This is a genomic window from Rhizobium sp. 01L419 (assembly GCF_056400025.1).
In genome coordinates, this window is sequence record NZ_JBFTSM010000006.1 from 156831 (window position 1) to 181096 (window position 24266).

Here is a 24266-nt window from a genome sequence, read left to right on the forward strand (position 1 = left end):
GTCAGGACCGGGTCGAGCGAACAGGACGCAGCCTACAGCTGCCTGCGCTTATTTGTCGAGCCGCATGCCGTCGGCGTTGAAGACGTGCAGATGGGCGGGATCGCAGGTGAAGGCGAGCTGGCTACCGGTCTGGATGTCACCAGATCCCCTGTATTCGACGGTTAGCGGCTGACCATCTCCAAGCTGACAATAGAGGAATTGCGTGCCGCCGAGATATTCGTCGAAATCAACCCTGGCCAGCAATACGTCATCCTGTGGTCCCGCAACGATGCCCAGATGTTCAGGCCGCGCCCCGAGAGTGATCTTCTGGCCTGCCGTCAGGGCGTCGCCGCCGATCGGCGCCCGGATCCGATTGCCGGCCACCATGATGCTGCCGTCGCCTGGCCAGCTTGCCTCGAGTAGGTTCATGCGCGGCGAACCGATGAAGCCTGCGACGAAGACATTGTTCGGCCGTTCGTAGATCTCGCGTGGTGTTCCCGACTGTTCGATATGGCCATCGCGCAGTACGACGATCTTGTCGGCGAGCGTCATGGCCTCGGTCTGGTCGTGTGTGACATAGATCATCGTATTGCCGAGCTCGCGATGGAGCCTAGCGATTTCAATGCGCATCGAGACGCGGAGTTCCGCGTCGAGGTTCGACAGCGGCTCATCGAAAAGGAAGACTTCCGGCTTGCGCACGATCGCGCGGCCGATCGCCACGCGCTGCCGCTGGCCGCCGGAGAGCTGCCCTGGCCGGCGGTCGAGCAAGTGGTCGATCTTCAGGATCGCCGAGGCCGCCTTGACGCGGGTCTCGATTTCCGAGACCTGCGTTCGCGCCATCTTCAGGCCGAAGGCGAGATTGTCGCGCACGCTCATATGCGGATAGAGCGCGTAGGACTGGAAGACCATGGCGATGCCGCGATCGGAAGGATCGAGATCAGTGACATTGCGTCCCTTGATCTCGATCTCGCCATCCGTCACGTCCTCCAGTCCGGCAATCATGCGCAGAAGCGTCGATTTCCCGCATCCCGAAGGGCCGACGAACACGACGAAGGACCCTTCTGCAATGGTCAGGTCGATGCCATGGATGACTTCCAGATTGCCGAAACTCTTGCGAATTTCGGTCAGTACGACGCCCGTATCCGCCATATTATTCACCGCGCGCCTCGGCCGCTCTGACCCAGACGAGCATTTCGCCCGGTTCGCGATTATCCCAGAAAGGATAGGGCACGAAACGTGCGCTCGACTGTTTTGCCGCCGGCGGAGAGGTGCGGTAGAGCGCAGAACCCCAGTCGGCCGCATCACGGCTGACGGGAAGTTCGAGGGCCACGGCGCCGCGTAGGCCCGATATCTCGGAGGTCTTGGCCTGCGAGATATCGGCGGAGAGCGAGATGCCGTTCAGTCCGGCGCCGTTGTCGGTTTCCTCGACGCAATAGACCATCGGACCGCGCATCAGCGCCGTTCGGCCGGCATCCTGGCGCACCAGCGGATTGGCAAAGAGTTTGCGGGCCGTCAACGGTATGGAGAGATCGACCTTATCGCCGCTCTTCCAGTCGCGTTCGATACGCGCGTAACCATCCGTCAGCACGGATGCCAGATCGAGCTTTTCGCCATTGACAGAAAGCGTCGCACCGTCAGCCCATTCCGGGATCCGCAACGACAGCGCGAAGTGAGCGCGGCGATCCAGCGTCAGGTCGAATTGGATCGCGCCATCCCAAGGGTAACGCGTCTGCTGTGAAAGCTCGACCTTGGCGCCGGCGAGATCGAAGCGCGCCTTGCTCTCCCCATAGAGGTGGACGGCAATCTCATCCTCGGCGATCGCATACATATAGGAGCCGACGGAGGCCAGCAGGCGTGCGATGTTCGGCGGGCAGCAGGGGCAATGGTGCCAGATCCAGCGGTGATGCTTGCCGGCGCTTTCCAAGGGATTCTCATAGAAGAACCGCGTACCGTCGAGCGAAAGGCCCGCCATGGCGCCATTATAGAGCGCCTGCTCCATGATATCGGCATAGCGGCGGTTCGGACCGCGACCGAGCATGCGGTTTGCCCAAAAGACGAGGCCGACCGAGGCGCAGGTTTCTGCATAGGCGCTCTCGTTCGGCAGGTCGTAATAGTCGGTGAAACCTTCGTTGGCAGCCGCTGGGCCGATACCGCCGGTGACGTACATCTGCTTGGTTGTCAGGTCGTCCCAGAGGGTTTCGAGCGCTGCCGTCAGCGTGTCGTCATTATATTCGGTCGCGATATCGGCCATGCCGGCGTAGAGGTACATGGCGCGCACGGCATGGCCGACAACCTTTTTCTGCTCGCGCACCGGCACATGCGCCTGGCCATATTCATAGGTCTTCTGGTGGAAGTCTGCGGCGCTGCGCCCGTCGCGGGCCGCTTCTTCGGTGAAGAAGTGTGGTTCGGTGCCGCGCTCATCGATGAAAAACTTCGAGAGGTCGAGATATTTCTTCTCGCCCGTCACGCGTGCCAGCTTGACCAGCGCCAGTTCGACCTCCTCGTGGCCACAATAGCCGGGCATCTGGCCGGGGCCGTGGCCGAAGACGTTGATGAGGTAATCGGCGTAGCGGCACATAATGTCGAGCAGCTTCTTCTTGCCGGTCGCCTGATAGTAAGCGACGGCGCCTTCGATTAGGTGTCCGGCGCAATAGAGCTCGTGGTGGTCGCGCAGGTTCGTCCAGCGGCGGCCGGGCTGCACGCGCTGGAACCAAGCGTTCAGATAGCCATCCTTGTCCTGCAGCTTCTCATACATGTCGATGATCTCATCGACACGGGCCTCGAGCTTCGCATTGGGCCGGCGGTAGAGCGAATAGGCCACGGTCTCGATCGACTTGCCGAGATCGCTGTCCCAGAACATCTGCGTCGTGCCGCCCCAGGGGCCGATCGGAATGACGACGCCCGGGCTTGGCTGGTTCACGTCGATGGCCTGCAGCATGCCGGCTTCGACGCAGCGGTCGAGTAGCGTTTCGGCGGTAGAATCGCAGATCGCATCCTGGCGATCGCCGAACAGGCCATGCAGCTCGACGCTCGGCACGGGCAGGGGACGGAACTGGCGGTCTCTCTTCAGCTTGTTCATGGTTTCATCCATTTCGTTGAAAGGTCATCATTTCACTGCGCCGGCCATCAGCCCGCGCATGTAGTAGCGTTGCAGGAGCAGGAAGACGATCAGGCAGGGGATCGTCATGACGACGACACCGGCCTGAACCGCGCCCCAGTTGATGGCGCCGAGGCGTCCGGCGCGCACCGCCGTCATGAGGACGGGCAGCGTGTATTTCTCGTTGCTGGAGAGCAGCACGAGGGCGGCCAGGAATTCGTTCCAGGCATTCAGGAAGGCGAAGATTGCGACCGTCGCAATACCTGGCAGAACCAGGGGCAGAAGCACACGGACAAGCAGCCTCATGTCACGCGCGCCGTCGATGCGCGCCGCCTCCTCGATCTCCTTCGGCACGGCGTCGAAAGCGTTGCGCATCATGAAGACGGAGAACGGAAGTTGCAGCGTCACATAGACCAGCGTCAGCCCCAGCAGCGAGTTGTTGAGGCCAAGCTTCGCAAGAATGATGAAGAGCGGCGTCAGGATCGACTGGAACGGGATCATCAGCGTCGCAATGATCAAGACGAACAGCGCATTCTTCAGCGGGAAGCGGTAGCGCGAGAAGCCATAGCCAGCAAGCAGGCTGACCGCTACCGTCAGCAGTACCGTTGCCAGCGATACGAAGAGCGAGTTGATCATGTGCCGCCAGATTCCGGCGCCGAATGTATCGAGCAGCGCATAGGCATCGAAGCTGACCCCAGTCGTTGGCCATGGCGGCAACGGCGGCAGGCTCGATTCCGTACCGTGCCGGAAGGAGGCAAAGAGCGTGATGATGAAAGGCGCCAGGAAGAAGATCGAAATGGCGATACCGGCCACATGGTAGGCCGATTGCGACCTGAAGCGCTTGTGGGCGCGGCGTTGTCTCGAAGAGCCCATCAACGTTCCTCCCCGACACGCAGCAGCCAGAGCTGGACGACGGAGATCGCAACGAGGATCGCCAGAAGCACGATCGAAAGGGCGGATCCGTAGCCCAGATTGAAGGACACGAAGGACTGGTTGAAGATGTAGTAGACGACCGAGATCATCTTGTTCTGCGGCCCGCCTGACGTCATGATGTAGAACTGGTCGAAGGCGAGGATCGAGCCGGTGACCGAGACGATCAGCGCCAGCGCAATCGTCTTTCGCATCAGCGGAAGGGTCAGATGCCGGAAGCGCTGCCAGCGACCGGCGCCGTCGATACGGGCCGCCTCCGTCAGTTCGGACGGAATGGCCTGCAGGCCGGTCAGCAGGATGATCATCGTAAAGCCCGCAATTTTCCAGACGACCATGACGATGATGGTTGCGAAGGCGGTGTCGAAGCTTGCCATGATATTGGGGCTTCGCTCGACAAGGCCAAGTGCGCGAAGGGCCGGGCCGAAGAAGCCGCTATCGACATTGGCAAGCCAGACCCAGAGCAGCGAAGCAGTCGCGAGGCCGACCACCACAGGCAGGAAGATAATTGTCCGGTAGGTGCTGACGAAGCGACGCTCCTTCTCGACGAAGATCGCCAGCGGGAAGGCCACCGCAAAGATCGCGATGGTAACGATCACTGTGTAGTAGGCGGTGAAATTCAGGGCCGCCATGAAGCGGCTGTCGTTCCACATGCGGATATAATTGGCAAAGCCGATCCAGCGGGAGGCGCCCATCAGTGGCCAGTTATGCAGGCTCATCCATCCCGTGAAGAGAACAGGCATGACGAAGAAGACGATGACAAGCGCCATGGCTGGCGCGATATAAAGAAAGCCGCGCCATTGCGACCTCCGCCGTTTTCGGACAGCGCGCGTGCGCTGCGGACCGGAACCGGTCATCGAAACCTCCGCATCTTACGAATGATCAGTCTGTAGATCGGCCGGGGAACTGCCACCGTCCCCCGGCCCACGGCCGGGAGAGTTATTGGCCGCTGTCGATGATGGACTGCATCTCGGACTGAGCGTTCGAGAAGGCGCCATCGACGTCGTCACCGAAGATTGCGGCGTTGGTGAAAGTCGCCCAGGGCCCATTGGCGCTATTGATCAGATCGTTGAACTGCAGCGTGTAGGGTGTCTTGGCAACGGAGATCGCCTTCAGGCCCACCTGCATGCGGGGATCGAGCCCGGCAAGAACCTGATCGGCAATGTCTCCACGCGTCGGCAGGCTGCCGTATTTTGCCATGACCTTTTGGCCGTCCATCGAATAGATATATTCGAGGAATTCCTTGACCGCGTCGATCTTCTTCGTGCCCTTGGTGATGACGAAATTATCGCCGCCGGCAAAAGACGAAGTCTTGCCGTCGACGCTGGGGATCAACGTTACACCGAAGTTGATATCAGGGTACTGGGTGACCAGGGTACCGATTGCAAAGGCGCCGAGGCTCTGCTGACCGATCTTGCCATTTGTGAAGCTTAGGAAGCTCGTGCCGTTGTCGCTCGCAGCGCCTGCAGGAACGAGATCCTTTTTCACCATGTCGCGGTAGAAATCGACGGCCTTGCGCATCTGCGGCGTATCGAGTGTCGCGGTCTTGCCATCCTCCGAGAGGATATCGGCACCAGCGCCCCAGACGAGCGGGGTGAAGGTGAAGATCATGCAGCCGCCGCAGCCGCCGCCCGAGAAGTAGAAGCCATAGGTATCGTCGCCGAGCTTGCGGATTTTTTCGGCATTCGCCTCGATTTCCTCCCAGGTCGCCGGAGCCTTTTCAGGATCGAGGCCGGCTTTCTTGTAGAGGTCCTTGTTCCAGGCGAAGACAGAGGTTTCGACTGACAGCGGCAAGCCGTAGATCTTGTCCTGATAAGTGCCGAGTTTGACATGCGACGGTGACAGCGAATTGAAATAGGGCAGGCCCTTGGCCCAGTCGGTCAGGTCCTCGAGCTGACCTGCGGCAGCGAATGCCGGGGTATAGATGAGGTCCATCGACAGGGCATCGGGCGCCTGGCCGCCGGCGATTGCGGTTGCGTATTTCTGCACCAGTTCGCCGAAGGGCACCTCGGTCGTGACCACCTGGTTTTCGTGGCTTGAATTATAAGCCTCGACAACCTTGTTGAAGGCATCTCCGATGCCCGTGCGAACCCACATTTCGATCTTTTCGGCAGCTGATGCTGTCGATACCAGGCAGAGTGTGGCAATACTGGTTGCCACCAATAGACGCTTCATCATGACTCTCCTCCCAAGTTGGCGCGTCTCCTTCGCGCCGTTGCTATATTCCGAGGGTGTCGCCCCCGCATGATTGCCGCACGACGAGACGGCATGGCAATTTCCTGATGCCGGGCTCCACCGAGCGTCCCTCAGCAAGCGCCAGAACCGTCAATCCGGCCTGCCGCCCCAGTTCCTTCAGTTCCATATCCACCGTCGTCAACGGCGGCCGGGTCTGGGCGGCGACAATCTCCCAATTGTCGAATCCCACCACCGAAACGTCCTGCGGCACCCTGATGCCGCGTTCGCGCAGTGCATCGATGATACCGCGCGCAATCTGGTCGTTGCCGCAGAAGATGCCGTCGGGCTTTTCGCCGCTGCCGCTCCATAATCTCGCAACGGCTTCGTGGCCCCAGTTTTCCGACCAGACCCCGAACAGGACTGGCCGCTCTTCTCCTGCAACCTTGCGATAGGCATCGGCGCGCTCGCGCACCGAGAAGAAATTCTCCGGTCCGGTGACATGCACGATCCGTTTGCGCCCGAGCTTTGCCAGCCATTCGATGGCAAGCCGGGCGCCCTGCGCATCATCGGAGCGGAACGTCACGCTTCCCGGCGCTCCCTCCGTAAAGGCGTAAACGACAGGCACGTTCAAATTCGACAGGTCGAGCGGCAACCGTCTGTCCAGACGCTTTCCGGTTGCGATGATGCCGTCGACCTGTTTGTCGAGCATCGCCTCTACGTGAATCTGCGCAAGGGTCGGATCCTCCTCGATCGCGCACAGAAAGACCGAAACGCCGTGATCGACGAGAGCATCCGATATGCCCGCCATGACCGGCAGCGTGAAACGGCCATAAGTATCGTTGGTGAGAAGCCCGATCGTGAAACTGCGCTTGCTGAGCAGGCCTCTTGCCAGGGCGTTCGGCCTGTACCCGATCTCCGCCGCGATGCGCTTGACCCGCTCGCGCGTTTCCAATCCCATCCTGCCCGTGTCGTTTAATGCCTTCGATGCGGTCGAGATGCTGATTCCGGCAGCAGCCGCGACATCGTGAATTGTGATCCGGTCTCTTTTTCCCGTCGTGTCCAGTCGCTCCTCCATCGAACTTGCGATGAGAAAACCTTTTCTCATGGAAATTGTCAAGTGAGAAAAGGTTTTCTCAACTACCGCTGATCGAGCCGCGACTGACGAGGAGGGGTAGGATCGGCTTCAATGATGAGCCGGCTTCTGATCGGAGCTAAGCCCTGCAAGGCTTGTCAGTGTGCGCGCTCAACCACTTACAGATATCCGACGTGGTCGCCGAACGGAACGTCGTCATCAAGGTTGCCGGTGCCGATGCGCTCGCTCTCGCCGGACAGGCGTTCTTCGCCCGGATCTGTGGCCTCCGCACGGGGATGCGTGGAATGATGGTCGAGATGCCGCTCCGCTGCCGGATCATCATCACCATCGATGCGATCTTCTTCGCCATCAGCGGTATGGTGATCGTCTTTTTTCCCACTGCCGGCGGTGATCTTTGCCTGTCGCTCGGCGACCCAGGCATTGTCAGGTTCGGAGCCGATCGAGGTACTATGGTTCACATGTGTCGCCGAGGAAGCTACGGTGGGCGAGGTGGGTGCAATCTTTTCGACCATTGAAACTCCCTGATTTATGACCCTGCCGGCAGGCCCCGGCTATGATTTGCGTCGACCAAGCGGGTGTGCATGGGGATCAATGCCGATCTGGTCGCGGCCTCTCATTTTGGCCGCATAAAGCGCCAAATCGGCCCTTCGATAGATGTCATTGGCATAGTCTCCGTTCATGACACAGGAAATGCCTGCGGAAAAACTGTAGCGGAAGCTGAGTTGGTCGGCCAGCGGGTGCGACTGTCTGACGGCGACCAGCATGCGATTGACGATCTCAGCCGCTTCCTCGGGAACCGTGTTCGGAAGGACAAGAACGAATTCTTCGCCGCCGACGCGGCCAAGAATATCGGTCTTGCGCACCATTTTCTGCAGGGTGGCCGCGAAATCCTTCAGAACGGCATCGCCCGCGGTATGGCCGAAACGGTCATTGATATATTTGAAATTGTCGATGTCGAGGACGGCAAGGCAACCGACCTTCTCCTGCTGGTCGCCATAGTGGCGCACCAACTCCTCAAGCTTTGCCATTACGAAGCGTCTGCTCGGAATGCCCGTCAGATCGTCGGTCTGGGATGCCTTGATCGCGCTGTCGCGGTCTTGCCGCAGCGTCCTCTGATCGGAGCGGATCGATGTCACGTCGCTTGCGACGCAGAACATCCAGCCATTGGCCCGCATGGTTTCGGTCATCCACAGCCATCGGCCGTCGTGAAGATCGGTTTCGAAGGCGCGAAAGCCGGTTTTCCCTCGGCGAGCCAGCGTCGACAGCAGCCAGCCCTCGAAATCGGCTGTGGCAACGACCGTTCCGTGGCGGGCGTGAAAGTTGCGCCGCATCAGCTCGGACCAGAGCGGTTGTTCGTTGTCTGCGACGAGCCAGGCATCGCGAAACGCGCGATTGGCAAAACGCAACCGGTCATCGTGATCGTAGACCGCAATCATGACGCCCGCAGCTTCCATCAGCTGCGCCATTTGCAACATTGCTTCCGTGTCAACCAAGGTCATCATGCCCTCAGAATAGATCATTATCGGCTTGAACTATCTGCCCGACGTGAAGAAACGGTTAGCTGGCCTGCATGTGCACAGATGGTTCTATTGCCTCATCGCTGCCTGCATCGCGATCCCGGTTCATAATGGGTCAGACATTCTTCCTATAAGTGGAATAATAACTTCCACATTCCGCCAATTAACGGATTTCGGTGAATGGCTATTGTTGGCGCCAACCCAGCAAGGGTTGTTGGCGAATTTGTCAAAACGGAGAACTGAGATGAACAGACTGATCCTTTCCCTGATGCTGGCAACCGCTAGCTTCGCTCCCTTTTCTGAAGCCGTAGCCGCTCCTGCCAAGCAGGTTGCGATCACCCAACAGGTGCCGGTGACCGTTCACTATCGTTCGGCCAAGATCGATGGCGTCAACATGTTCTATCGTGAAGCCGGTCCGGCCGATGGTCCTGTCGTCCTGCTCCTGCACGGCTTCCCGACATCCTCGCATATGTTCCGCAACCTCATCCCACTGCTGGCCGACCGCTATCACGTCATCGCACCCGACTATCCGGGGTTCGGCGAGAGCGATGCGCCCGATCATACCAAGTTCGCCTACACCTTCGGCCACTATGCGGACATGGTCGATACGCTCATGACTGAGCTCGGTGCCAAGAAGTACGCCATGTATGTCATGGATTACGGTGCGCCCGTCGGTTACCGTCTGGCTCTCAAGCATCCGGAACGGGTGAGTGGGCTGATCGTCCAGAACGGCAACGCCTACGAAGAAGGCCTGCGCGAGTTCTGGGATCCTATCAAGGCTTACTGGGCTGACGACTCCACGGAAAAGCGCGAGGCGCTCTCCAACCTCGTGGTTCTTGAGACGACCAAGTTCCAGTACATGGACGGCGTCAAGGACCTCACCCGCATCAGCCCCGACAATTGGGTTCACGATCAGGCGCTGCTCGACCGGCCGGGCAACAAGGATATCCAGCTGGATCTCTTCCATGACTATGGCACGAATGTTCCGCTCTACCCGCAGTTCCAGGCCTTCTTCCGCGATCGCAAGCCGCCGACGCTGATCGTCTGGGGCAAGAACGACAAGATCTTCCCCGAGGAAGGTGCGCATCCTTACCTGCGTGATCTGCCGGACGCCGAAATGCACATCCTCGATACCGGCCATTTTGCCCTTGAAGACAAGCTGGATGAGATGGCGCCGCTCATTCACGATTTCCTCGACCGCAAGGTCGCAAAATAATCATCGACTTTCACAAAGGCCCGGGCATTCAGCGATGAATGCGCGGGCCTTTTTCTGTTTACTGGGCGGGACTGCCTGCGGCCGCTAGTTGAAGTGCCTGTTGGCCCGCAGCTTTCCAACCGCGAAGTCGATGAAGCTTCGCACTTTTGCCGGGGCATAGCGGCCCTCTGGATGCACGACATGGATCGGCAGGGCCTCTTCCTCATAATCAGACAATATCGTGCGCAATTCACCGGCCTCAAGCTGCGGCGCAATCTGGTAGGACAGAACACGTGTCAGGCCCCAGCCGCAAGCTGCCGCCGCGATGGCGGCCTCGTTGGTGCTGCAGAAGAGACGGGGATTGACGTGGATGGTAGACTTCTTTTGCACCCCGAAACGCCATTCTAGCGACGTCCACGCGCTGGTCGACGCTATGATGCGGTGGCTCGACAGATCGCCGGGGGTCATCGGGACGCCGTGCTTTTCAAAATAGAAGGGCGATCCGCAGATGACGCGTCTGACCTGACCGACGCGCGTTGCGGTGAGGCCAGAGTCGGGCAGATGGCCGATGCGGATCGCAACATCAATGCCTTCGTCGACCATGCTGACGACCCGGTCGACGAACAGGCCGCGACCGATAACATCGGGGTAGAGATCCAGATATTCGGTCATCAGCGGCAGGACGAACATTGTTCCGAACATTGCAGAAGTCGTGACGGTAAGCGTGCCTGTCGGCTTGCCGTAGGCGCCCGCAGCGGCCGCCTCCACCTCGGTGAGATCAGCGAGAAGCCTCTGGCAGTCCGAAAAATACCGGGCACCAGCTTCCGTCAGTTTGACGGATCGGGTCGTGCGCGTCAGAAGGCGCGTCCCGATGATGTCTTCGAGGGCGGAAACTATACGCGTGACGGCAGGAGGGCTCATGTGGAGCTGCCGTCCTGCATCCGCGAAGCTCTCAGCCTCCGCGACCTTCACGAAGACCCTCATTGCCTGCCATCGATCCATGCGATCCACATTGCCGTGAAAACCTGAGTCCTGGCCAGAGCTTTAAACGCTTTTCTTCCAACCGCAATCTACCGAACCCATAGCTTCAAGCGGCTGAACGGCAATCCTTTTATCTGGCGAGCGACAGTTCCAGTTTCTCGATGAAGGCGGGCAGCTCCGAAGCGATCTCCGGAACACCGAACGCAATGAGTTGTCTTTTTGCAACCGCGCTTGCCTCACCGTCTCCCGCGTGGACCGCGAGTGCGAATTTCACGGCGATATCGACAAGCAGGTCGAAACTGCCTCCGCGTTTTGCAGCGTCGATCTCCGATCCGCTCAACGCCAGATGCTTCGCCTCGATCTCCAGGGATCGGAGAGCGTGGAAATCATCTTTGGCATTAGCGATGGCCAGTTCGATTTGTATGCGCATGATCGGGGTGATGAGATCTTTGCTCACGTCATTCTCCATAGGCTGCAAATAGCCGTCGTCTCTTCGGTCGCCGTTTCGAGCCTGTCGGCAAAGATGTCGGGTGATGCCTTGGCGGGTGGAGCGATTGGAGGCCTCTGGCCGTTCGCAGACGGGATATCCTCGCTGGATCAGTACACCCGCCCGCCCTGGGTATGAACTGACGTTCTGCTGAAGACTATCTTCCGCGTGGCGAAACAATCGGAAGAAACGACCCCGCGAGGCCTCTTTGCAAAGCGGACCCACACCAAAAGAACAGTTCCTGACACAAGGAGGCTCTGCTAACCGTCGTAAAACGCCGACAGAGTGCTATAAGCCGAAACAACCGACTTCCGCTTCGAGGAACGCCATGCCCCAGCCCGTCCTGTTTTCGCCCTTCACCGTGCGCAATCTTGCGCTCGCCAACCGCGTCGTGATCGCGCCCATGTGCCAGTATTCGGCTGTGGATGGCTGCATGACGGACTGGCATCTGATTCATCTTGGACAGTTGGCGCTCTCGGGTGCGGCGCTTCTGACGATCGAGGCAACGGCCGTCGTTCCCGAGGGACGCATCACCTTTGCCGATGTCGGCCTTTATGATGACGCCTCTGAAGCCGCGATGGCCCGCACGCTCGAAAGCATCAGAAAATGGTCGGATATGCCGATCGCCGTGCAATTGGCGCATGCCGGCCGCAAGGCCTCAACCGAGGTTCCCTGGAGAGGCGGCGGTCAGTTTCCGCCGACCGATCCGAACGGATGGCAGACCGAAGCGCCTTCCGCTGTCGCCTTCAACCCGAACTACGTGCCGCCGACCGCACTCGACCGCGATGGCATGAAACGTGTCCGCGATGCCTTTGCCGCTGCCGCGCGAAGGGCGGCAAGGATCGGCATTGATGCCGTTCAGATCCACGGCGCGCATGGCTATCTGCTGCACCAGTTCCTGTCGCCCTTGTCGAACCAGCGAACCGATGAATATGGCGGCTCTCTGGAAAACCGCGCCCGGTTTCCGCTGGAAGTTCTCGATGCGGTGCGGGATGCCTTTCCCTCCGATAGGCCGGTGACGATGCGCGTTTCCGCCGCCGACTGGGTCGAAGGCGGTCTGGAGATTTCCGAGAGCGTCGAATTTGCCAGGATGCTCGAAGCAAGAGGCTGCGATGCCATCCACGTATCGAGCGGCGGTCTGCATCCCTCTCAGGCGATCCCGATCAGCCCGAGCTACCAGGTACCGCTCGCAAGGGCAATCAAAGGCGCCGTCAAAATGCCGGTCATAGCCGTCGGCCTGATCACCGAGCCGACGCAGGCCGAAGCAATCGTTGCGACCGGTGATGCGGACCTTATCGCGCTCGCTCGCGCCATCCTCTACGACCCGCGCTGGCCGTGGCACGCCGCCGCCGAACTCGGCGGGCAGGTCAAGGCGGCCAATCAATATCTGCGTTGCCAGCCGACGCAGTTCAAAACCCTGTTTGCGAAGTAACGCCTGGGTTTGATAGCCGCGAGAAAAGGTGCCAGCTGCGTTCGTTCCGCAAGCTTCTGTCTGACACGCTCATGATGATGTACTCTCCCAGCCACTTTAAATGAGCAGGGAGGGGCTCATGACCGTTGCGGGCACTGTGGTTGTCGGCGGAGGTCCAGCCGGTCTTGCCTGCGCAGCAGCGCTCAGGGCAAATGGCCGCTCATCCACGGTCCTCGAACGCGCTGATAATCTGGCCTCCTCCTGGAGGCGGCATTACGAGCGATTGCATCTGCATACCACCAAGGCTCATTCAGCACTCCCCGGGGCACCGATGCCGCGGAATTTTCCGAGATACCCATCCCGGCTGCAGGTGATCGACTATCTCGAAGTCTATGCGCGCGCCAACAATATAAGAATACAATTTGGTAAATCCGTCATCCGTATCAGCCGGAGCCGGGACTGGATCGTCGAGACGAATGATGGAGACGCCATCGAGGCTGAAACCGTTGTGATCGCGACGGGCCTCTCCAACGTTCCCATCAGGCCGGTCTGGAAAGGCCAGGAGAGCTTCAAGGGAAAGCTCCTGCATTCCTACGAGTTCAGCAACGCGGGAGCACTGAGTGCAAACCGGGTGCTCGTTGTGGGTTTTGGCAATTCGGCCGGCGAAATCGCGCTTGAATGCGTCGAGGCAGGTCTTGAGGTCTGCATGTCGGTACGCGGGCCAGTGAATATCGTCCCGCTGGAAATGCTCGGAGTGCCGACCGCAACAATCGCCATTGCGCAACGGCACTTTCCATATAGCCTCGTCGATGCCGTGAACGCGCCGCTTCTGCACTTGCGCTATCGAGATATGGAAAGATTGGGGCTGCAAAAATCCGCAAATGGTCCCCTGACCAACATCGTCGAGAAAAACCGCACACCACTGATCGATATCGGAACCATGGCCCAGATCAGGGCCGGGGCGATCAGGATATATCCCCGCATCGATTGGTCGAATGTTAGGCAGGTACATTTCGCCGATGGCCGATCGGCGGATTTCGATACAATCATTTTGGCGACGGGCTTCCGGCCATCGCTGGAAACACTATTGCCTGATTTTGCCGAGAGATTTCAGGGCGCAGACAGGCCGAAAAGAGGAGACCTGCAGCCTGGGAATGACGGCCTTTATTTCTGCGGATTCAATACGACTTCCACAGGCCTTCTCCGTCAAATCGGCATCGAGGCCATCAGCATTGCCCGATCGATAGCAGAACGCTGACAAGAGAGCTTGTTGTCCGCAATGGAAACGCATGGTCGCTGATAGAAACGCGACGCAGCGAGGTTGTCGTTGGTCGTCATGACCCAAAGCGAAGAAATACCCTGGCTGCGCAACAGATCGGCCAGGGCTTCGATCAACAAAGTTCCCGGGGTGCACGAGCCATCATGCCCCGGATAGCAAGGGCCAGGTTATTTGACGATCGGCTCGCTCAGCGATCAAGGCGGGCCATTGCAAGCAGATCCCGGATAAGTCCGCCAGGGCCATTCTGATCTGTCGGATCCAAGCCCAGCTTCGTCAGCCAGCACCACATGCTCATCCGATGGAAAAGGCTGTAAAGCCACAGCGCCCGCTCGAAATCCGGGTGACCGACCGGGCCGTAGCCTTCGAGGATCGGCCGATAACTGCGCGGATCTTCATGCGCAGAACAGAAGAGGGCCTTAGCAAGGTCGAAGAGTTTGTCTGCTGCCCGTGCGTTTCCGAAATCGATGAGGCCGCTGAGCTGAAGCCTGCTCGCGTCGTCGCGCAAGGCCAACACATTGCCCTGATGGAAGTCGTCGTGGCAGAGCACGGGGCCGTCGCCTCCATCCAGGAGATCGAAGCTACCTTCAGCCAGATGCTGCAGGCGACGTGCGAGATCGGGCCCGCCGCCCAGATTGCGGAAGCGGCGGAACACGTCTTCGAACGCCGATGTCATATAGTCGGCATTCGCGGATACCGGTCTGTCGATCCCGCCGCCGCGAAGATAGCCATAGGCGGGCATCGGCACTGCGTGAATGCGCCTCAGCAGTTCTCCCATCTGGCGATAGGCCTGTTCGATATCCGGCTCTGCCATCCAGTAGCGCAGCGACCGGCCGGGCAGCAGTGTCAGTAAAGCGTAGCGCAACGGCAGGATGCCTCGTGTCTCGTCGACATGCAGCCACCTGGGAACGGGAGGCATCAGATCCTTGAGCCAGCCTGCGACGAGCTCTTCTTTCGACGGTCCCCATTCGGGCTCGTCCGGATAGATTTTGAGGACCAGCGGTTCACGCTCGAAGCCAACAAGATCGATCCTGTAGACCTCGGTGCTGCCGCCCTCCAGGCGGGCGAAACCGCTGGCGACAAGGGCAGGGTCGAGGCTTTGGACAAGCCGCTGAACAGTTTCCTTCTCAAGCTCCAGGGTCGGTCGTCTCTGTGGCGCCATGTCTTGCGACCCTAAACCCTGCCGGAATTCACTGACCCACGCGAATGGAATTAGAGTGCTTTGACCTTTCCGGCCCGTCAATCGCATTTTCTGGAAATGAGGCAGCGAACGGGGCAAATTGCTGGACGCCGGGGATATGTCCGAGAGATCTCGGCGCCCCGCTTGCCTTCGACGGTCATGCGCGAGTTCGCATGGTGGGGCTGCCAATTGGCTGGCTGAGCCCTCGCATTTGCCCTACGAATATGCGAGCCATTTGGAACGATATCGCCATTGCCTCTGGAAGGCATTGGCGCAGGCGAATACCTCATAGGCATCCCAGCGCGGGCTGGCGATACAAGAGACTGATACCCATATAGGCGTCAGCGAAGCGCAGCTGACGATTTCCGTCCACCTCGCGCATTTGGAAAGGACATCTCTATGACAACAGAACGTGCGGTACTTGCTGGCGGCTGCTTCTGGGGAATGCAGGACCTTGTTCGCCGGTTGCCTGGCGTCGTTTCAACGCGTGTCGGTTACTCGGGCGGCGAAGTGCCCAACGCCACCTACCGCAATCACGGCAATCACGCCGAAGCGATCGAGATCATCTTCGATCCGCAGAAGACGAGCTATCGCGATATCCTGGAGTTCTTCTTCCAGATTCATGATCCGTCGACCCGTAATCGGCAGGGCAATGATATCGGTGCGAGCTATCGATCGGCAATCTTTTATACGGATGAAAACCAGCGGCGGACGGCTGAAGATACGATCGCCGATGTGGATGCTTCCGGCCTCTGGCCAGGCAAGGTCGTGACGGAAGTCGTTCCCGTCAGCGATTTCTGGGAAGCCGAACCGGAGCATCAGGATTATCTCGAGCGCATTCCGAATGGCTATACATGCCATTTTGCCCGCCCCGGCTGGAAATTGCCGGCGCGGCAGGCAAACGTCGCTTAAGCTCGCTCTTCAGTTCGTCAAATTGACCCGATCTAATGAGCGGTGGCCTCTCGGCCGCCGCTTTTCTTTTTAAACCGTTCGATCCGAGCTAGGCAGCCGCACCACAGGCCCGCCGGAGATCGTGCATTTATCCGCCGAAAACCTGCCCGGCAATCGTTCGCCGCTCGCCTATGCGCAGACGCAATCGCTGGCGCCGCAGCGGCTTCGCGATTGAGACCACGCAAGCGTCTGGACTGAGGGGCTTTTCTGCTCTTCGAAGCCTGATGGAAGATAGGACATTACCCGCTCGTCTCGGTCCGATACCGCATGCCGAGTTGAAAGCCGCTGCAACCCGCCTCTAGCTGGAGGGGGCGCGTGTCCAGTGCGGACGGGTCGACGTCGTCGATTGCCGCCGGCAAAGTGACTAGACATCCCAACGTCAGGAGTTTAGTAGGTGCCCCGCTAACCGGTCGCAGCCCACCCGGTTCAACAAAACAAGGGATCCCAAAGATGAAAACACTCGTCGTCTGCTCAGGCGGACTCGACTCCATTTCGCTTGCCTACAAGATGGGGGCGAACCGCAAACTTATTGGCCTCATCTCCTTCGACTACGGTCAACGGCACGTCAAAGAGCTGGAATTCGCAGCTCTCTGCGCGCGAAGGCTCGACGTGCCACACGACATCATAGACATATCGAACGTGGGCAAGCACCTGACGGGCTCGGCCCTCACGGACGATGTCAAGGTTCCTGACGGCCACTACGCCGAGGAGACGATGAAGGCGACGGTCGTGCCGAACCGCAACGCCATCATGCTGTCGATCGCGTTCGGGCTCGCTGCTGCCCGTCGCGCAGACGCCGTAGCAATTGCAGTCCATGGCGGGGATCACTTCATCTACCCCGACTGCCGGCCCGGGTTCATTTCGGCATTCGAGGCGATGCAACACCATGCCCTTGAGGGATATGCCGACGTCAGGCTGATCGCTCCCTATGTGAACGCGACGAAGGCCGATATTGTCGCTGATGGTGCGAAGCACCTGACGCCTTTTGAAGAGACATGGTCTTGTTACAAAGGCGGTGATCTCCATTGCGGCAGATGCGGAACATGTGTCGAACGCCGCGAAGCCTTCCATCTCGCCGGCGTCGAGGATCCGACCGTTTATGACGATCCGGATTTCTGGATCACTGCGACGGGTGGGTTCAAGGCAGAAGAGGCAAAGTGATGTACCGGATCACCAAGCAGTTCCATTTCTCCGCTTCGCATCAGCTGTCCCACCTTCCTGATGACCATCAATGCGCGCGTCTGCACGGCCATAACTACATCGTCGAGGTCGAGCTTGCGGCCTCCGAATTGAACGAGGATGGCTTTGTCCGCGATTATCACGAGCTTTCCCCGCTCAAGCGATACATCGATGAGACCTTCGATCATCGGCACCTCAACGATGCGTTGGGCCATGACCGAGTAACGTCCGAATGGCTCGCCAAGCATTTTTACGACTGGTGCAAGCAGCGCCTGCCGGAAACCTCTGCCGTCAGGGTGAGCGAGACACCGAAGACATGGGCGGAATATCGCCCATGACAGGCAGGGAGCAAAAGATCCGCATCAGCGAAATCTTCGGGCCGACGATCCAGGGGGAAGGGCCGCTCATGGGAGTTCCGACCGTTTTCGTCAGAACGGGCGGCTGCGACTATCGCTGCGAATGGTGCGATACCATGCATGCGGTCGACAGCGCCTTCCGCGACGAGTGGACGCCAATGTCGGTCGACGATATCTGGTCGAACGTGGAATCGCTCTCTCAAGGCTGTCCCCTGACGATTTCCCTGTCTGGTGGAAACCCGGCGATCCAGCCGCTCGGGCCGCTGATTGCTCGAGGAAAGCGCGATAGCTATCAATTCGCCTTGGAAACGCAGGGGTCAATTGCGCAGGATTGGTTTGCAGCGCTGGATCATTTGATCCTCAGTCCCAAACCACCGTCCAGCCGTATGGTGTTCAACCCTGACGAATTGAGGGACTGTGTGACGGCGGCTCGCAGTGGTCCGAGGATCGCAATGAAGATCGTCATCTTCGATGAAGACGACTATGCGTTTGCAAGGTCTGTCGCGAAAAACTTCAAAGAGCTTCCGATCTTCCTGCAACCCGGCAATCACACGCCGCCGGTGGGTGACGAGCCATCGATTGATGTCGAAGGAATTCTCAACCGCATGCGCTGGTTGGTCGACAGGGTCACCTCGGACCGGTGGTTCGATGCGCGCGTTCTTCCGCAGCTCCATGTCCTGCTCTGGGGAAACATGCGGGGTGTGTGATCACCTTTGAGGAAGGTCAAGGCCTGCCACGCAGGAGCAGGAGTGCCGATCTGACGCCGGTCCTCCCGAGGGGATCGTGACGCCCATTGGTACCTGCAGGCGCTCGGAGGCTTCGACCGGCTTCTCCGCGATCGGAAGCTTGAGCAGGCCCTTTTTTATTCTCTCATCCGGCGCCAAAGTCCGGGGCAAAGAGCTTATTTTAGGATTGCCTGCGGCATGGGGTAGCAGTCCGTAAGCTGCCGCTAAATTGACCTTATTGCTCCGCGATTTTGCTCGACCGGGTGCCGAAACTCTCGATGCATCCGGTATGGCGCATACCCCCGTGCGCCATACAAATCGGAGGAGGAAAACATGCACAGATTTGCTTCCCTGGCGGTCGCCGCGGCACTTGGGCTCGGCGCCTTCATTGCCGCATCAAGCGCCGATGCGATGACCATGCAGGACTGCAGTGCCAAATATAAAGCAGCGCAGGCAGCCAATAGTCTCAACGGCATGAAATGGAACGACTTCCGCAAGGCGCAATGCGGAGCCGATGCTGCTGCAGCAACGCCGGTAAAGCCCGGCGCAGCGACGCCCGCAAAGCCGGCTGCAACCGACGAGCCGACAACCGCCAATACGGAAAATGCCGCCGAGCCCGCGCCCACCAAGGTCGCGGTCCCGAAGGGCGTGGTCTTCCCGACCAAGGTTGATGCAAAATATGCGAGCGAGACGCCCGGCAAGGGCCGGATGCATACCTGTCTCGATCAGTACAATGCCGACAAGGCGAACAACAGCCTGAATGGCCTGACCTGGATCAAGAAAGGTGGCGGCTACTACAGCATCTGCAACAGCAAGCTCAAATCCTGAGATCTCGCAACGCATGGAGGGGCGCCGCGGCGATGTGGCGCCTCATCGCCATGCAAGGAGGATGTGATGAGCTTCTTCGACGATATCGGCAGCCTCCTCGGTAACGCCATCAACAGTCATCCGGGCGGCCTCAGCGGCTTGATGCCGGACGCCCTCACCGATTTCGGCGGGCTTGACGGCGTCGTCGCCAAATTGAACGAGGCCGGTCTCGGTCCACGCGTCAACTCCTGGCTCGGCCGTGGCGACAACATGCCGATCACCGCGGACGAGATCCGTTCTGCGCTGTCCAGCGAGTATCTTGGCAATATCGCCCAGCGGCTCGGCGTGCCGGCCGACCAGGTCGCCAATATCCTGGCGCAACACCTGCCCGCTGCCGTCGATCAGGCCAGCCCCAACGGCGCCTTGCAGACACCCTGACCGCCTGCTGCGGCCGGTGCAGGATTGCCTTTTGTTGTCAGCCGCCGATTGCGGCTGGAGTTTTATTGCGTGAGGGCCGCGAGGCCCAGCGAGATTGGCGTTCTCAGAGACCCAGGCCGACCGTCTCGGTGCGATGGACGCCTTTCGGCACGAAGGAAAAACAATCGGCAACGCCGAGGTAGTTCGCCGCCAGGTGGATGACGGAAAGCCACATCTCGGTTCCCTGCAGGCTCGGGACGGCTCCATCGGCGAACGGGAATCCCTGGCCGTCCTGCCATCGCTCCAAAGCTCTGAATATGATCTTGCGGGCGATATCCTCGCCGTCGCGTCGCCGATAGACGGTTTGCCTCGCGATAAGGAGGAGCGGGTGGATCGTGTCGAGCAGATTGCAGGCGGTATATTTCGCGCCGATAAAACCCTTGTGATTGCGGTAGTTCAGGACAACGGTTTCGAAGGACTTCTGCGCGTCCGGAAGTGGAATGCCGAACTGGGCGTAGGTGCCACGCGTCAACCGATAGAAGCCGTTGACGGGCTGCAGCCATCCTTCGGCCGCCGTCGGCTCGCCCCACAGGCCGGTCGTGCGACCGACGTTCCGTGTCAGCCAGTCGAACAAGGCGTGCCGCGGCTGCTCCACGTCGAAATACCTCGCGTTGAAGTACATCGCCGTGCCAATGGCGTCGACCACGCTGCCGGCGCTCCAGGCGGATGTTTTCCACGGCAGGCCTGCGAGCCACCGATCGAGCTCGTCGGCGTCGAGCTGGACGGCCCGGATGGCATGAGGTGGACGAGATCCGAGAACTTCAAGAGCGTAGCCGACGGATAGCACGTTATACAACGCCTTCGGGTCGTCCCTGAGCTTAGTCCCTGCCCGATGCGCATTCGGCTCCGGAAAGAGGCCGGTCTCGCCGTCCTGCAGGTTTTGGAGCCGCTCGACTGTCTGCGATCGATCCAGCCCTGGTGGCAATTCCCCGAAGCCTGCCGCGATCTCGATTGCGTCACACAGATGCCGCGCTGCGGGTCGCTGCACGCCATCCGCTTCCAGCGATTCATAGGCGTCGGCTGTCTTCCATCGCTTGAGGATATCACGCCATTGATCCTGCGCCTTGCTGCCGAGTTTTTGCAGGCAGTCTTCGACACTTCCGACGCCCGACGACCGAGGGGTCCCGCCCCTGAGGCGGATGACGCGTGCGGGCACGCCGCCCGCGATCGCCAGTGGCGGGATTTCTCCAGCCACGACCGCGCCGGCAGCAATCACCGCGCCGCTGCCGATGACGGCCCCATCCAGGACGACGGCATTGGCCCCGATCCAGACGTCGTCGCCGATCGTGATTCCGGCAGTCGTTACCTTCTGGCGATGGATCGGCACGGTGGGATCGTCGAAGCCATGGTTGAAGCCAACGATCGAGGCGTGCGATGCGATCCGAACGCCGTTGCCGCAGGTCACTCTACCCGAAATGCAGGCGTAGGGGTTGATGGTGCAATCGTCTCCCAGAGTGATATCGCCTCTGACAAGCGCGTGGCCGGCGATCCATGACCGCTCGCCCATATTCAGGCGATCGGTAAAGACGGCGGCATGCTCGGCGATGTAGGACGTGTCGGCGAGCTCGGCCCCGCAGGCCCTGCGAAGCTCTGCCTTGCGCGCAAGATGAGCCGGATGGCGCAGGTCGGAAGCGATATGCTCCCAAGGCAGGAACTGGAGCCTGCGAGCTTCTTCCCGGTCTTCCAGCGCCGCGTTCGGATTATTGGCCTGATCCATCTCTCGTCCTTGGGGCGGCTCAGCCGCCGAATATGCGCTTGCCTTCCGACATGAGCTGTTTGGCGGCGTCGGACGGCGTTATCTGCGCGAAGGCCAGGCTGTCGGCGGTCGCCGTCAGAACCTGCTGAGAAAACTCGGCCGCGCCGATCGGTATTGCCGGCGGATACGGCCCAACCCTCTCCTTCAACGAGACGATGTAATCAATCGTCTGCTTTGACACTTTGTCGCCGGTCGCCGCGACGTCGCCCTGGATCTTCGTATTGACAGGAACACCACGCTCGGTTCCGAGAGCATGTCCCGCATTTGCGTCGTTGACGAAGAAGTTGATGAACTTGGCTGCCGTCTCCGGCGACTTCGACCAGGGCGATATCGACCATAGCGTCGAGGGCCGGTAAAACAACCCCGAGCGACCTGCGGCGTCCTGTACCGGAAGAGAGCCGATGGTCATCTCGGATTTTGCGAGCGCGGTATAGCCCGCAAGCTGATTGGAATAGGCAAAGGCCATGACGGCATTGCCACTCGCCACGGGGTTGGTCTCGATATTTCCCTTGTCGAGAGCCTGGATGTCGGCGGTGACACAGCCGCCGGCCTTTACCATCTGATCCCAGTAGTCGAACCATTCAGCGGCGTCGGCCTCTTCGAAGCCGAGGTGGCCATCCTGCGTGAAGAGTGCCTTTCCGCGCTGTCGCAGCCAGACTTCGAATACGAAACTATACCGGGCGCCATTGCTCACCGCGAAGAGATTGCCGGAGCCGGAAGCTTTCTTGAAGTCCGTGCAGATCGTCTTGAACTGCTCCCATGTCGTCGACGCTGTGGGTGCCGGTACGCCGGCCTTTTCCAGCGCCGTCTTGCCGACCATCAGGGCAGCGGCGTTCAGGGACGTGGGAATGCCGGTCAGCTTGCCATCCACGGTGCCGAGATCCAACGCGCCGGGTGAGAAGTCCTGTGACTTGATAACGCTGTGGTGGAACTGAGTCAGGTCAAGAGTGGCGCCACGCCGGGAATAATCGGCGAAGGTCACAGGTTCCAGAGCGAAGACGTCGGGCACGTTGCGGCCGGCCACCATCGTGCTCAGCTTCACCCAATAGTCCGACGTTGCGACCTGACCGGTGAACGTCACGCCGGGGGCTGACGTTTCGAACTGCTTGATGACCTCGCCGGTCCGTTTTGCACGGTCGGGATTTCCCCACCAGAATACTCTCAGAGATTCCTCGGCGGCACGTGCGCCAGGAATGTCGATCAGCGCCGCGGCGATGGCGCTCGCCATAAACTCTCTACGTCTCAGCATCTTCCCCTCCCAGGTCAATGCCGCCCGCTTGATGCGGCGACAGGACAACGATAGACGAAAAAATGATGCTGGAAAGAAAAATTTCGTAATTAGCGAAAATTTCTACGCTGTATGGCAGCGCCGGACCGCCCGTGATAAATCTCGATCGAGGAGAACCCTGATGACACGCAGATCGAGAATCTCTGACATTGCCGAAGCCGCAGGCGTTTCCATCGCCTCGGTGTCAAAGGCTCTCAACAACAGGTCCGGGGTTGGAAACGAAAGCCGCGAACGCATCCTGGAAGCGGCCGCCCGTCTTGACTACAAGCACAAGACAGCCGATGTCGCCGACGCCTTTCCATCCGGTGTCGCGGTCGTGACGACGGCAGCCCTCTACCTGAACTCGCAGTTCTATGAAGGGGTCATTCAAGGGGCGCTGGACGCCGCCAAGGAAGCAGGCGTGCTGGCGAAGGTGCACCTGATGACACCTGATATTGAAACCGGCAGCGTCAATGTCGAAAGGCTGGTTGCCGACGACGGCGCCTGTCTGCTTCTTGTCGGCCTCGACCATCCGGTATTGATCGAACAGGTTGTCAGAAGTCATGCGCCTGCCGTCATCCTGAATGGGATCGATAGGACGATGCGTCTTTCCTGCGTTCTTCCCGATAACAGGTCCGCGGGTTGGCTGGCGACCACCCGGCTTCTGTCGGAAGGCCACACGGAGATCGTGCATGTCAGCCGGCTATTCCGGACCTCGCTCAAGGAACGATTCGACGGCTTCCGTGATGCGATGCAGGAGGCTGGAATCGCGATCGATCCTGATAGGCATCTGTTCGACCTTATGGCGGCCGGAGTCCTGGAGCCCGGCATGGTGAATGCCTTGACCGACGCGATGCAGAAAGGTCGCTACGCGAAGGCGACTGCTTTCGTCTGCAGCAACGATATCATGGCGCTCGGCGTGATCGACGCGCTTCGCGCGCGGGGCAGCAGCATTCCGCGCGACTACTCCGTCATCGGCATGGATGACATCTCCATCGCCCAGCACAGCAATCCGGCTTTGACGACATTGAGGATCGAACGCGAAGAGCTTGGTCGCGTCGGATGGGAGATGCTGAGGGAACGTGCGCTCAACAGCCAGGCGAGGGTGCGGCGTATTGGAATGGCCGTCAGGATCATCGAGCGCGGCACTGTCGGTCCTCCGCGGGATTATCTTCGTTCGCAGAAGTAGGTGTGGGTTATCTCGCGCTCCTATTAAGCCGTCATATCGCGCGCTGTGCCGTGCCAATCGCCAAGCTCGAATATGGCGTTATCGCCGACAGCGGAAGCTGGAAATAAGGCGGCCGAATAAGGAGGCATATCCGCTTTAACACCAGAGAACCATAGGGAGCAAATACCGCCTTGACGGCGAATAATCTTTGAGAAATGCTAAGATGTCAGACCAATTTTGAGGTCGGCTGCCTTAGACAAGA

At 59.7% G+C, this 24266-nt stretch carries 24 protein-coding genes; 10 read left to right on the forward strand and 14 right to left on the reverse strand.

Annotated features, from left to right (window positions below; genetic code table 11):
* Positions 1–48 precede the first annotated feature (48 nt).
* The 8 genes from AC1DUP_RS14110 to AC1DUP_RS14145 form a co-directional block, all read right to left on the reverse strand.
* A complete protein-coding gene (locus AC1DUP_RS14110; RefSeq protein ID WP_115036899.1) occupies positions 49–1128 on the reverse strand; it encodes a sn-glycerol-3-phosphate ABC transporter ATP-binding protein UgpC in 1080 nt (359 codons plus the stop codon).
* A 1-nt stretch (position 1129) separates the two neighbouring features.
* The gene (locus AC1DUP_RS14115; RefSeq protein WP_477832933.1) at positions 1130–3058 is read right to left on the reverse strand and encodes a glycoside hydrolase family 127 protein; all 1929 of its coding nucleotides are present in this window, start codon (positions 3056–3058) and stop codon (positions 1130–1132) included.
* Positions 3059–3085: 27 nt separating this feature from the next.
* Positions 3086–3949, reverse strand: a complete 864-nt coding sequence (locus tag AC1DUP_RS14120) for a carbohydrate ABC transporter permease (RefSeq protein ID WP_115036901.1) — start codon at positions 3947–3949, stop codon at positions 3086–3088.
* The gene (locus AC1DUP_RS14125; RefSeq protein WP_113296823.1) at positions 3949–4860 is read right to left on the reverse strand and encodes a carbohydrate ABC transporter permease; all 912 of its coding nucleotides are present in this window, start codon (positions 4858–4860) and stop codon (positions 3949–3951) included. The genes AC1DUP_RS14120 and AC1DUP_RS14125 overlap by 1 nt, the downstream gene beginning before the upstream one ends.
* An 82-nt stretch (positions 4861–4942) precedes the next feature.
* Positions 4943–6181 carry an ABC transporter substrate-binding protein gene (locus AC1DUP_RS14130; RefSeq protein WP_115036903.1) on the reverse strand — a complete coding sequence of 413 codons (1239 nt, stop codon included), beginning with the start codon at positions 6179–6181 and terminating at the stop codon, positions 4943–4945.
* Positions 6182–6221: 40 nt separating this feature from the next.
* On the reverse strand, positions 6222–7253 hold the full coding sequence (locus AC1DUP_RS14135; RefSeq protein WP_113296958.1) for a LacI family DNA-binding transcriptional regulator: 1032 nt from the start codon (positions 7251–7253) through the stop codon (positions 6222–6224).
* A 176-nt stretch (positions 7254–7429) separates the two neighbouring features.
* Complete coding sequence (locus AC1DUP_RS14140) at positions 7430–7783, reverse strand: hypothetical protein (protein ID WP_477832934.1); 354 nt, start codon at positions 7781–7783, stop codon at positions 7430–7432.
* A 39-nt stretch (positions 7784–7822) separates the two neighbouring features.
* Entirely contained in the window at positions 7823–8770 is a 948-nt protein-coding gene (locus AC1DUP_RS14145; RefSeq protein WP_477832935.1) for a GGDEF domain-containing protein, read from the reverse strand.
* A gap of 262 nt (positions 8771–9032) precedes the next feature.
* On the opposite strand from AC1DUP_RS14145, the gene AC1DUP_RS14150 reads away from it, so the two are divergent.
* Complete coding sequence (locus AC1DUP_RS14150; protein ID WP_115036905.1) at positions 9033–10004, forward strand: alpha/beta hydrolase; 972 nt, start codon at positions 9033–9035, stop codon at positions 10002–10004.
* A gap of 84 nt (positions 10005–10088) precedes the next feature.
* On the opposite strand, the gene AC1DUP_RS14155 is transcribed toward AC1DUP_RS14150, so the two are convergent.
* Together AC1DUP_RS14155 and AC1DUP_RS14160 are read right to left on the reverse strand one after the other, a co-directional pair.
* Positions 10089–10985, reverse strand: coding sequence for a LysR family transcriptional regulator (locus AC1DUP_RS14155; protein WP_477832936.1), 897 nt, complete (start codon positions 10983–10985; stop codon positions 10089–10091).
* A gap of 109 nt (positions 10986–11094) precedes the next feature.
* Positions 11095–11421 carry a hypothetical protein gene (locus AC1DUP_RS14160; RefSeq protein ID WP_477832937.1) on the reverse strand — a complete coding sequence of 109 codons (327 nt, stop codon included), beginning with the start codon at positions 11419–11421 and terminating at the stop codon, positions 11095–11097.
* A gap of 358 nt (positions 11422–11779) precedes the next feature.
* On the opposite strand from AC1DUP_RS14160, the gene AC1DUP_RS14165 reads away from it, so the two are divergent.
* Positions 11780–12883: an NADH:flavin oxidoreductase/NADH oxidase gene (locus AC1DUP_RS14165; RefSeq protein WP_113307894.1), complete on the forward strand. Its 1104-nt coding sequence runs from the start codon at positions 11780–11782 to the stop codon at positions 12881–12883.
* Between the two features lie 118 nt (positions 12884–13001).
* Positions 13002–14120 carry a flavin-containing monooxygenase gene (locus AC1DUP_RS14170; RefSeq protein WP_477832938.1) on the forward strand — a complete coding sequence of 373 codons (1119 nt, stop codon included), beginning with the start codon at positions 13002–13004 and terminating at the stop codon, positions 14118–14120.
* Here the strand turns inward: AC1DUP_RS14170 and AC1DUP_RS14175 are convergent.
* A complete protein-coding gene (locus AC1DUP_RS14175) occupies positions 14069–14260 on the reverse strand; it encodes a GNAT family protein (RefSeq protein ID WP_115036912.1) in 192 nt (63 codons plus the stop codon). The two genes, AC1DUP_RS14170 and AC1DUP_RS14175, sit on opposite strands and share 52 nt — an antisense overlap.
* A 68-nt stretch (positions 14261–14328) precedes the next feature.
* A complete protein-coding gene (locus tag AC1DUP_RS14180; RefSeq protein WP_477832939.1) occupies positions 14329–15300 on the reverse strand; it encodes a phosphotransferase family protein in 972 nt (323 codons plus the stop codon).
* 417 nt (positions 15301–15717) lie between these two features.
* On the opposite strand from AC1DUP_RS14180, the gene msrA reads away from it, so the two are divergent.
* The 6 genes from msrA (at position 15718) to AC1DUP_RS14210 (ending at position 19774) form a co-directional block, all read left to right on the forward strand.
* Positions 15718–16230, forward strand: coding sequence for a peptide-methionine (S)-S-oxide reductase MsrA (gene msrA / locus AC1DUP_RS14185; protein WP_477832940.1), 513 nt, complete (start codon positions 15718–15720; stop codon positions 16228–16230).
* A 489-nt stretch (positions 16231–16719) separates the two neighbouring features.
* Positions 16720–17430 carry a 7-cyano-7-deazaguanine synthase QueC gene (gene queC / locus AC1DUP_RS14190; RefSeq protein WP_477832941.1) on the forward strand — a complete coding sequence of 237 codons (711 nt, stop codon included), beginning with the start codon at positions 16720–16722 and terminating at the stop codon, positions 17428–17430.
* Complete coding sequence (gene queD / locus AC1DUP_RS14195; protein WP_477832942.1) at positions 17430–17786, forward strand: 6-carboxytetrahydropterin synthase QueD; 357 nt, start codon at positions 17430–17432, stop codon at positions 17784–17786. The genes queC and queD overlap by 1 nt, the downstream gene beginning before the upstream one ends.
* Complete coding sequence (gene queE, locus AC1DUP_RS14200) at positions 17765–18511, forward strand: 7-carboxy-7-deazaguanine synthase QueE (protein ID WP_477832943.1); 747 nt, start codon at positions 17765–17767, stop codon at positions 18509–18511. Before queD ends, queE begins: the two co-directional genes overlap by 22 nt.
* A gap of 351 nt (positions 18512–18862) precedes the next feature.
* The gene (locus AC1DUP_RS14205; RefSeq protein ID WP_115036921.1) at positions 18863–19357 is read left to right on the forward strand and encodes a hypothetical protein; all 495 of its coding nucleotides are present in this window, start codon (positions 18863–18865) and stop codon (positions 19355–19357) included.
* A gap of 66 nt (positions 19358–19423) precedes the next feature.
* Positions 19424–19774: a YidB family protein gene (locus AC1DUP_RS14210; RefSeq protein ID WP_477832944.1), complete on the forward strand. Its 351-nt coding sequence runs from the start codon at positions 19424–19426 to the stop codon at positions 19772–19774.
* 103 nt (positions 19775–19877) lie between these two features.
* Here AC1DUP_RS14210 and AC1DUP_RS14215 read toward each other — a convergent pair whose 3' ends face one another.
* Both AC1DUP_RS14215 and AC1DUP_RS14220 read right to left on the reverse strand, forming a co-directional pair.
* A complete protein-coding gene (locus AC1DUP_RS14215; RefSeq protein ID WP_477832945.1) occupies positions 19878–21530 on the reverse strand; it encodes an acyltransferase in 1653 nt (550 codons plus the stop codon).
* A gap of 19 nt (positions 21531–21549) precedes the next feature.
* Entirely contained in the window at positions 21550–22818 is a 1269-nt protein-coding gene (locus tag AC1DUP_RS14220; protein WP_477832946.1) for an ABC transporter substrate-binding protein, read from the reverse strand.
* A gap of 160 nt (positions 22819–22978) precedes the next feature.
* On the opposite strand from AC1DUP_RS14220, the gene AC1DUP_RS14225 reads away from it, so the two are divergent.
* Entirely contained in the window at positions 22979–24025 is a 1047-nt protein-coding gene (locus tag AC1DUP_RS14225) for a LacI family DNA-binding transcriptional regulator (RefSeq protein WP_477832947.1), read from the forward strand.
* Positions 24026–24266 lie beyond the last annotated feature (241 nt).

Coding starts and splice junctions, on each gene's coding strand:
- AC1DUP_RS14110 (WP_115036899.1), bottom strand. CDS start 1,128: ATGGCGGATACGGGCGTCGTACTGACCGAAATTCGCAAGAGTTTCGGC.
- AC1DUP_RS14115 (WP_477832933.1), bottom strand. CDS start 3,058: ATGAACAAGCTGAAGAGAGACCGCCAGTTCCGTCCCCTGCCCGTGCCG.
- AC1DUP_RS14120 (WP_115036901.1), bottom strand. CDS start 3,949: ATGGGCTCTTCGAGACAACGCCGCGCCCACAAGCGCTTCAGGTCGCAA.
- AC1DUP_RS14125 (WP_113296823.1), bottom strand. CDS start 4,860: ATGACCGGTTCCGGTCCGCAGCGCACGCGCGCTGTCCGAAAACGGCGG.
- AC1DUP_RS14130 (WP_115036903.1), bottom strand. CDS start 6,181: ATGATGAAGCGTCTATTGGTGGCAACCAGTATTGCCACACTCTGCCTG.
- AC1DUP_RS14135 (WP_113296958.1), bottom strand. CDS start 7,253: ATGGAGGAGCGACTGGACACGACGGGAAAAAGAGACCGGATCACAATT.
- AC1DUP_RS14140 (WP_477832934.1), bottom strand. CDS start 7,783: ATGGTCGAAAAGATTGCACCCACCTCGCCCACCGTAGCTTCCTCGGCG.
- AC1DUP_RS14145 (WP_477832935.1), bottom strand. CDS start 8,770: ATGACCTTGGTTGACACGGAAGCAATGTTGCAAATGGCGCAGCTGATG.
- AC1DUP_RS14150 (WP_115036905.1), top strand. CDS start 9,033: ATGAACAGACTGATCCTTTCCCTGATGCTGGCAACCGCTAGCTTCGCT.
- AC1DUP_RS14155 (WP_477832936.1), bottom strand. CDS start 10,985: ATGGATCGATGGCAGGCAATGAGGGTCTTCGTGAAGGTCGCGGAGGCT.
- AC1DUP_RS14165 (WP_113307894.1), top strand. CDS start 11,780: ATGCCCCAGCCCGTCCTGTTTTCGCCCTTCACCGTGCGCAATCTTGCG.
- AC1DUP_RS14170 (WP_477832938.1), top strand. CDS start 13,002: ATGACCGTTGCGGGCACTGTGGTTGTCGGCGGAGGTCCAGCCGGTCTT.
- AC1DUP_RS14180 (WP_477832939.1), bottom strand. CDS start 15,300: ATGGCGCCACAGAGACGACCGACCCTGGAGCTTGAGAAGGAAACTGTT.
- msrA (WP_477832940.1), top strand. CDS start 15,718: ATGACAACAGAACGTGCGGTACTTGCTGGCGGCTGCTTCTGGGGAATG.
- queC (WP_477832941.1), top strand. CDS start 16,720: ATGAAAACACTCGTCGTCTGCTCAGGCGGACTCGACTCCATTTCGCTT.
- queD (WP_477832942.1), top strand. CDS start 17,430: ATGTACCGGATCACCAAGCAGTTCCATTTCTCCGCTTCGCATCAGCTG.
- queE (WP_477832943.1), top strand. CDS start 17,765: ATGGGCGGAATATCGCCCATGACAGGCAGGGAGCAAAAGATCCGCATC.
- AC1DUP_RS14205 (WP_115036921.1), top strand. CDS start 18,863: ATGCACAGATTTGCTTCCCTGGCGGTCGCCGCGGCACTTGGGCTCGGC.
- AC1DUP_RS14210 (WP_477832944.1), top strand. CDS start 19,424: ATGAGCTTCTTCGACGATATCGGCAGCCTCCTCGGTAACGCCATCAAC.
- AC1DUP_RS14215 (WP_477832945.1), bottom strand. CDS start 21,530: ATGGATCAGGCCAATAATCCGAACGCGGCGCTGGAAGACCGGGAAGAA.
- AC1DUP_RS14220 (WP_477832946.1), bottom strand. CDS start 22,818: ATGCTGAGACGTAGAGAGTTTATGGCGAGCGCCATCGCCGCGGCGCTG.
- AC1DUP_RS14225 (WP_477832947.1), top strand. CDS start 22,979: ATGACACGCAGATCGAGAATCTCTGACATTGCCGAAGCCGCAGGCGTT.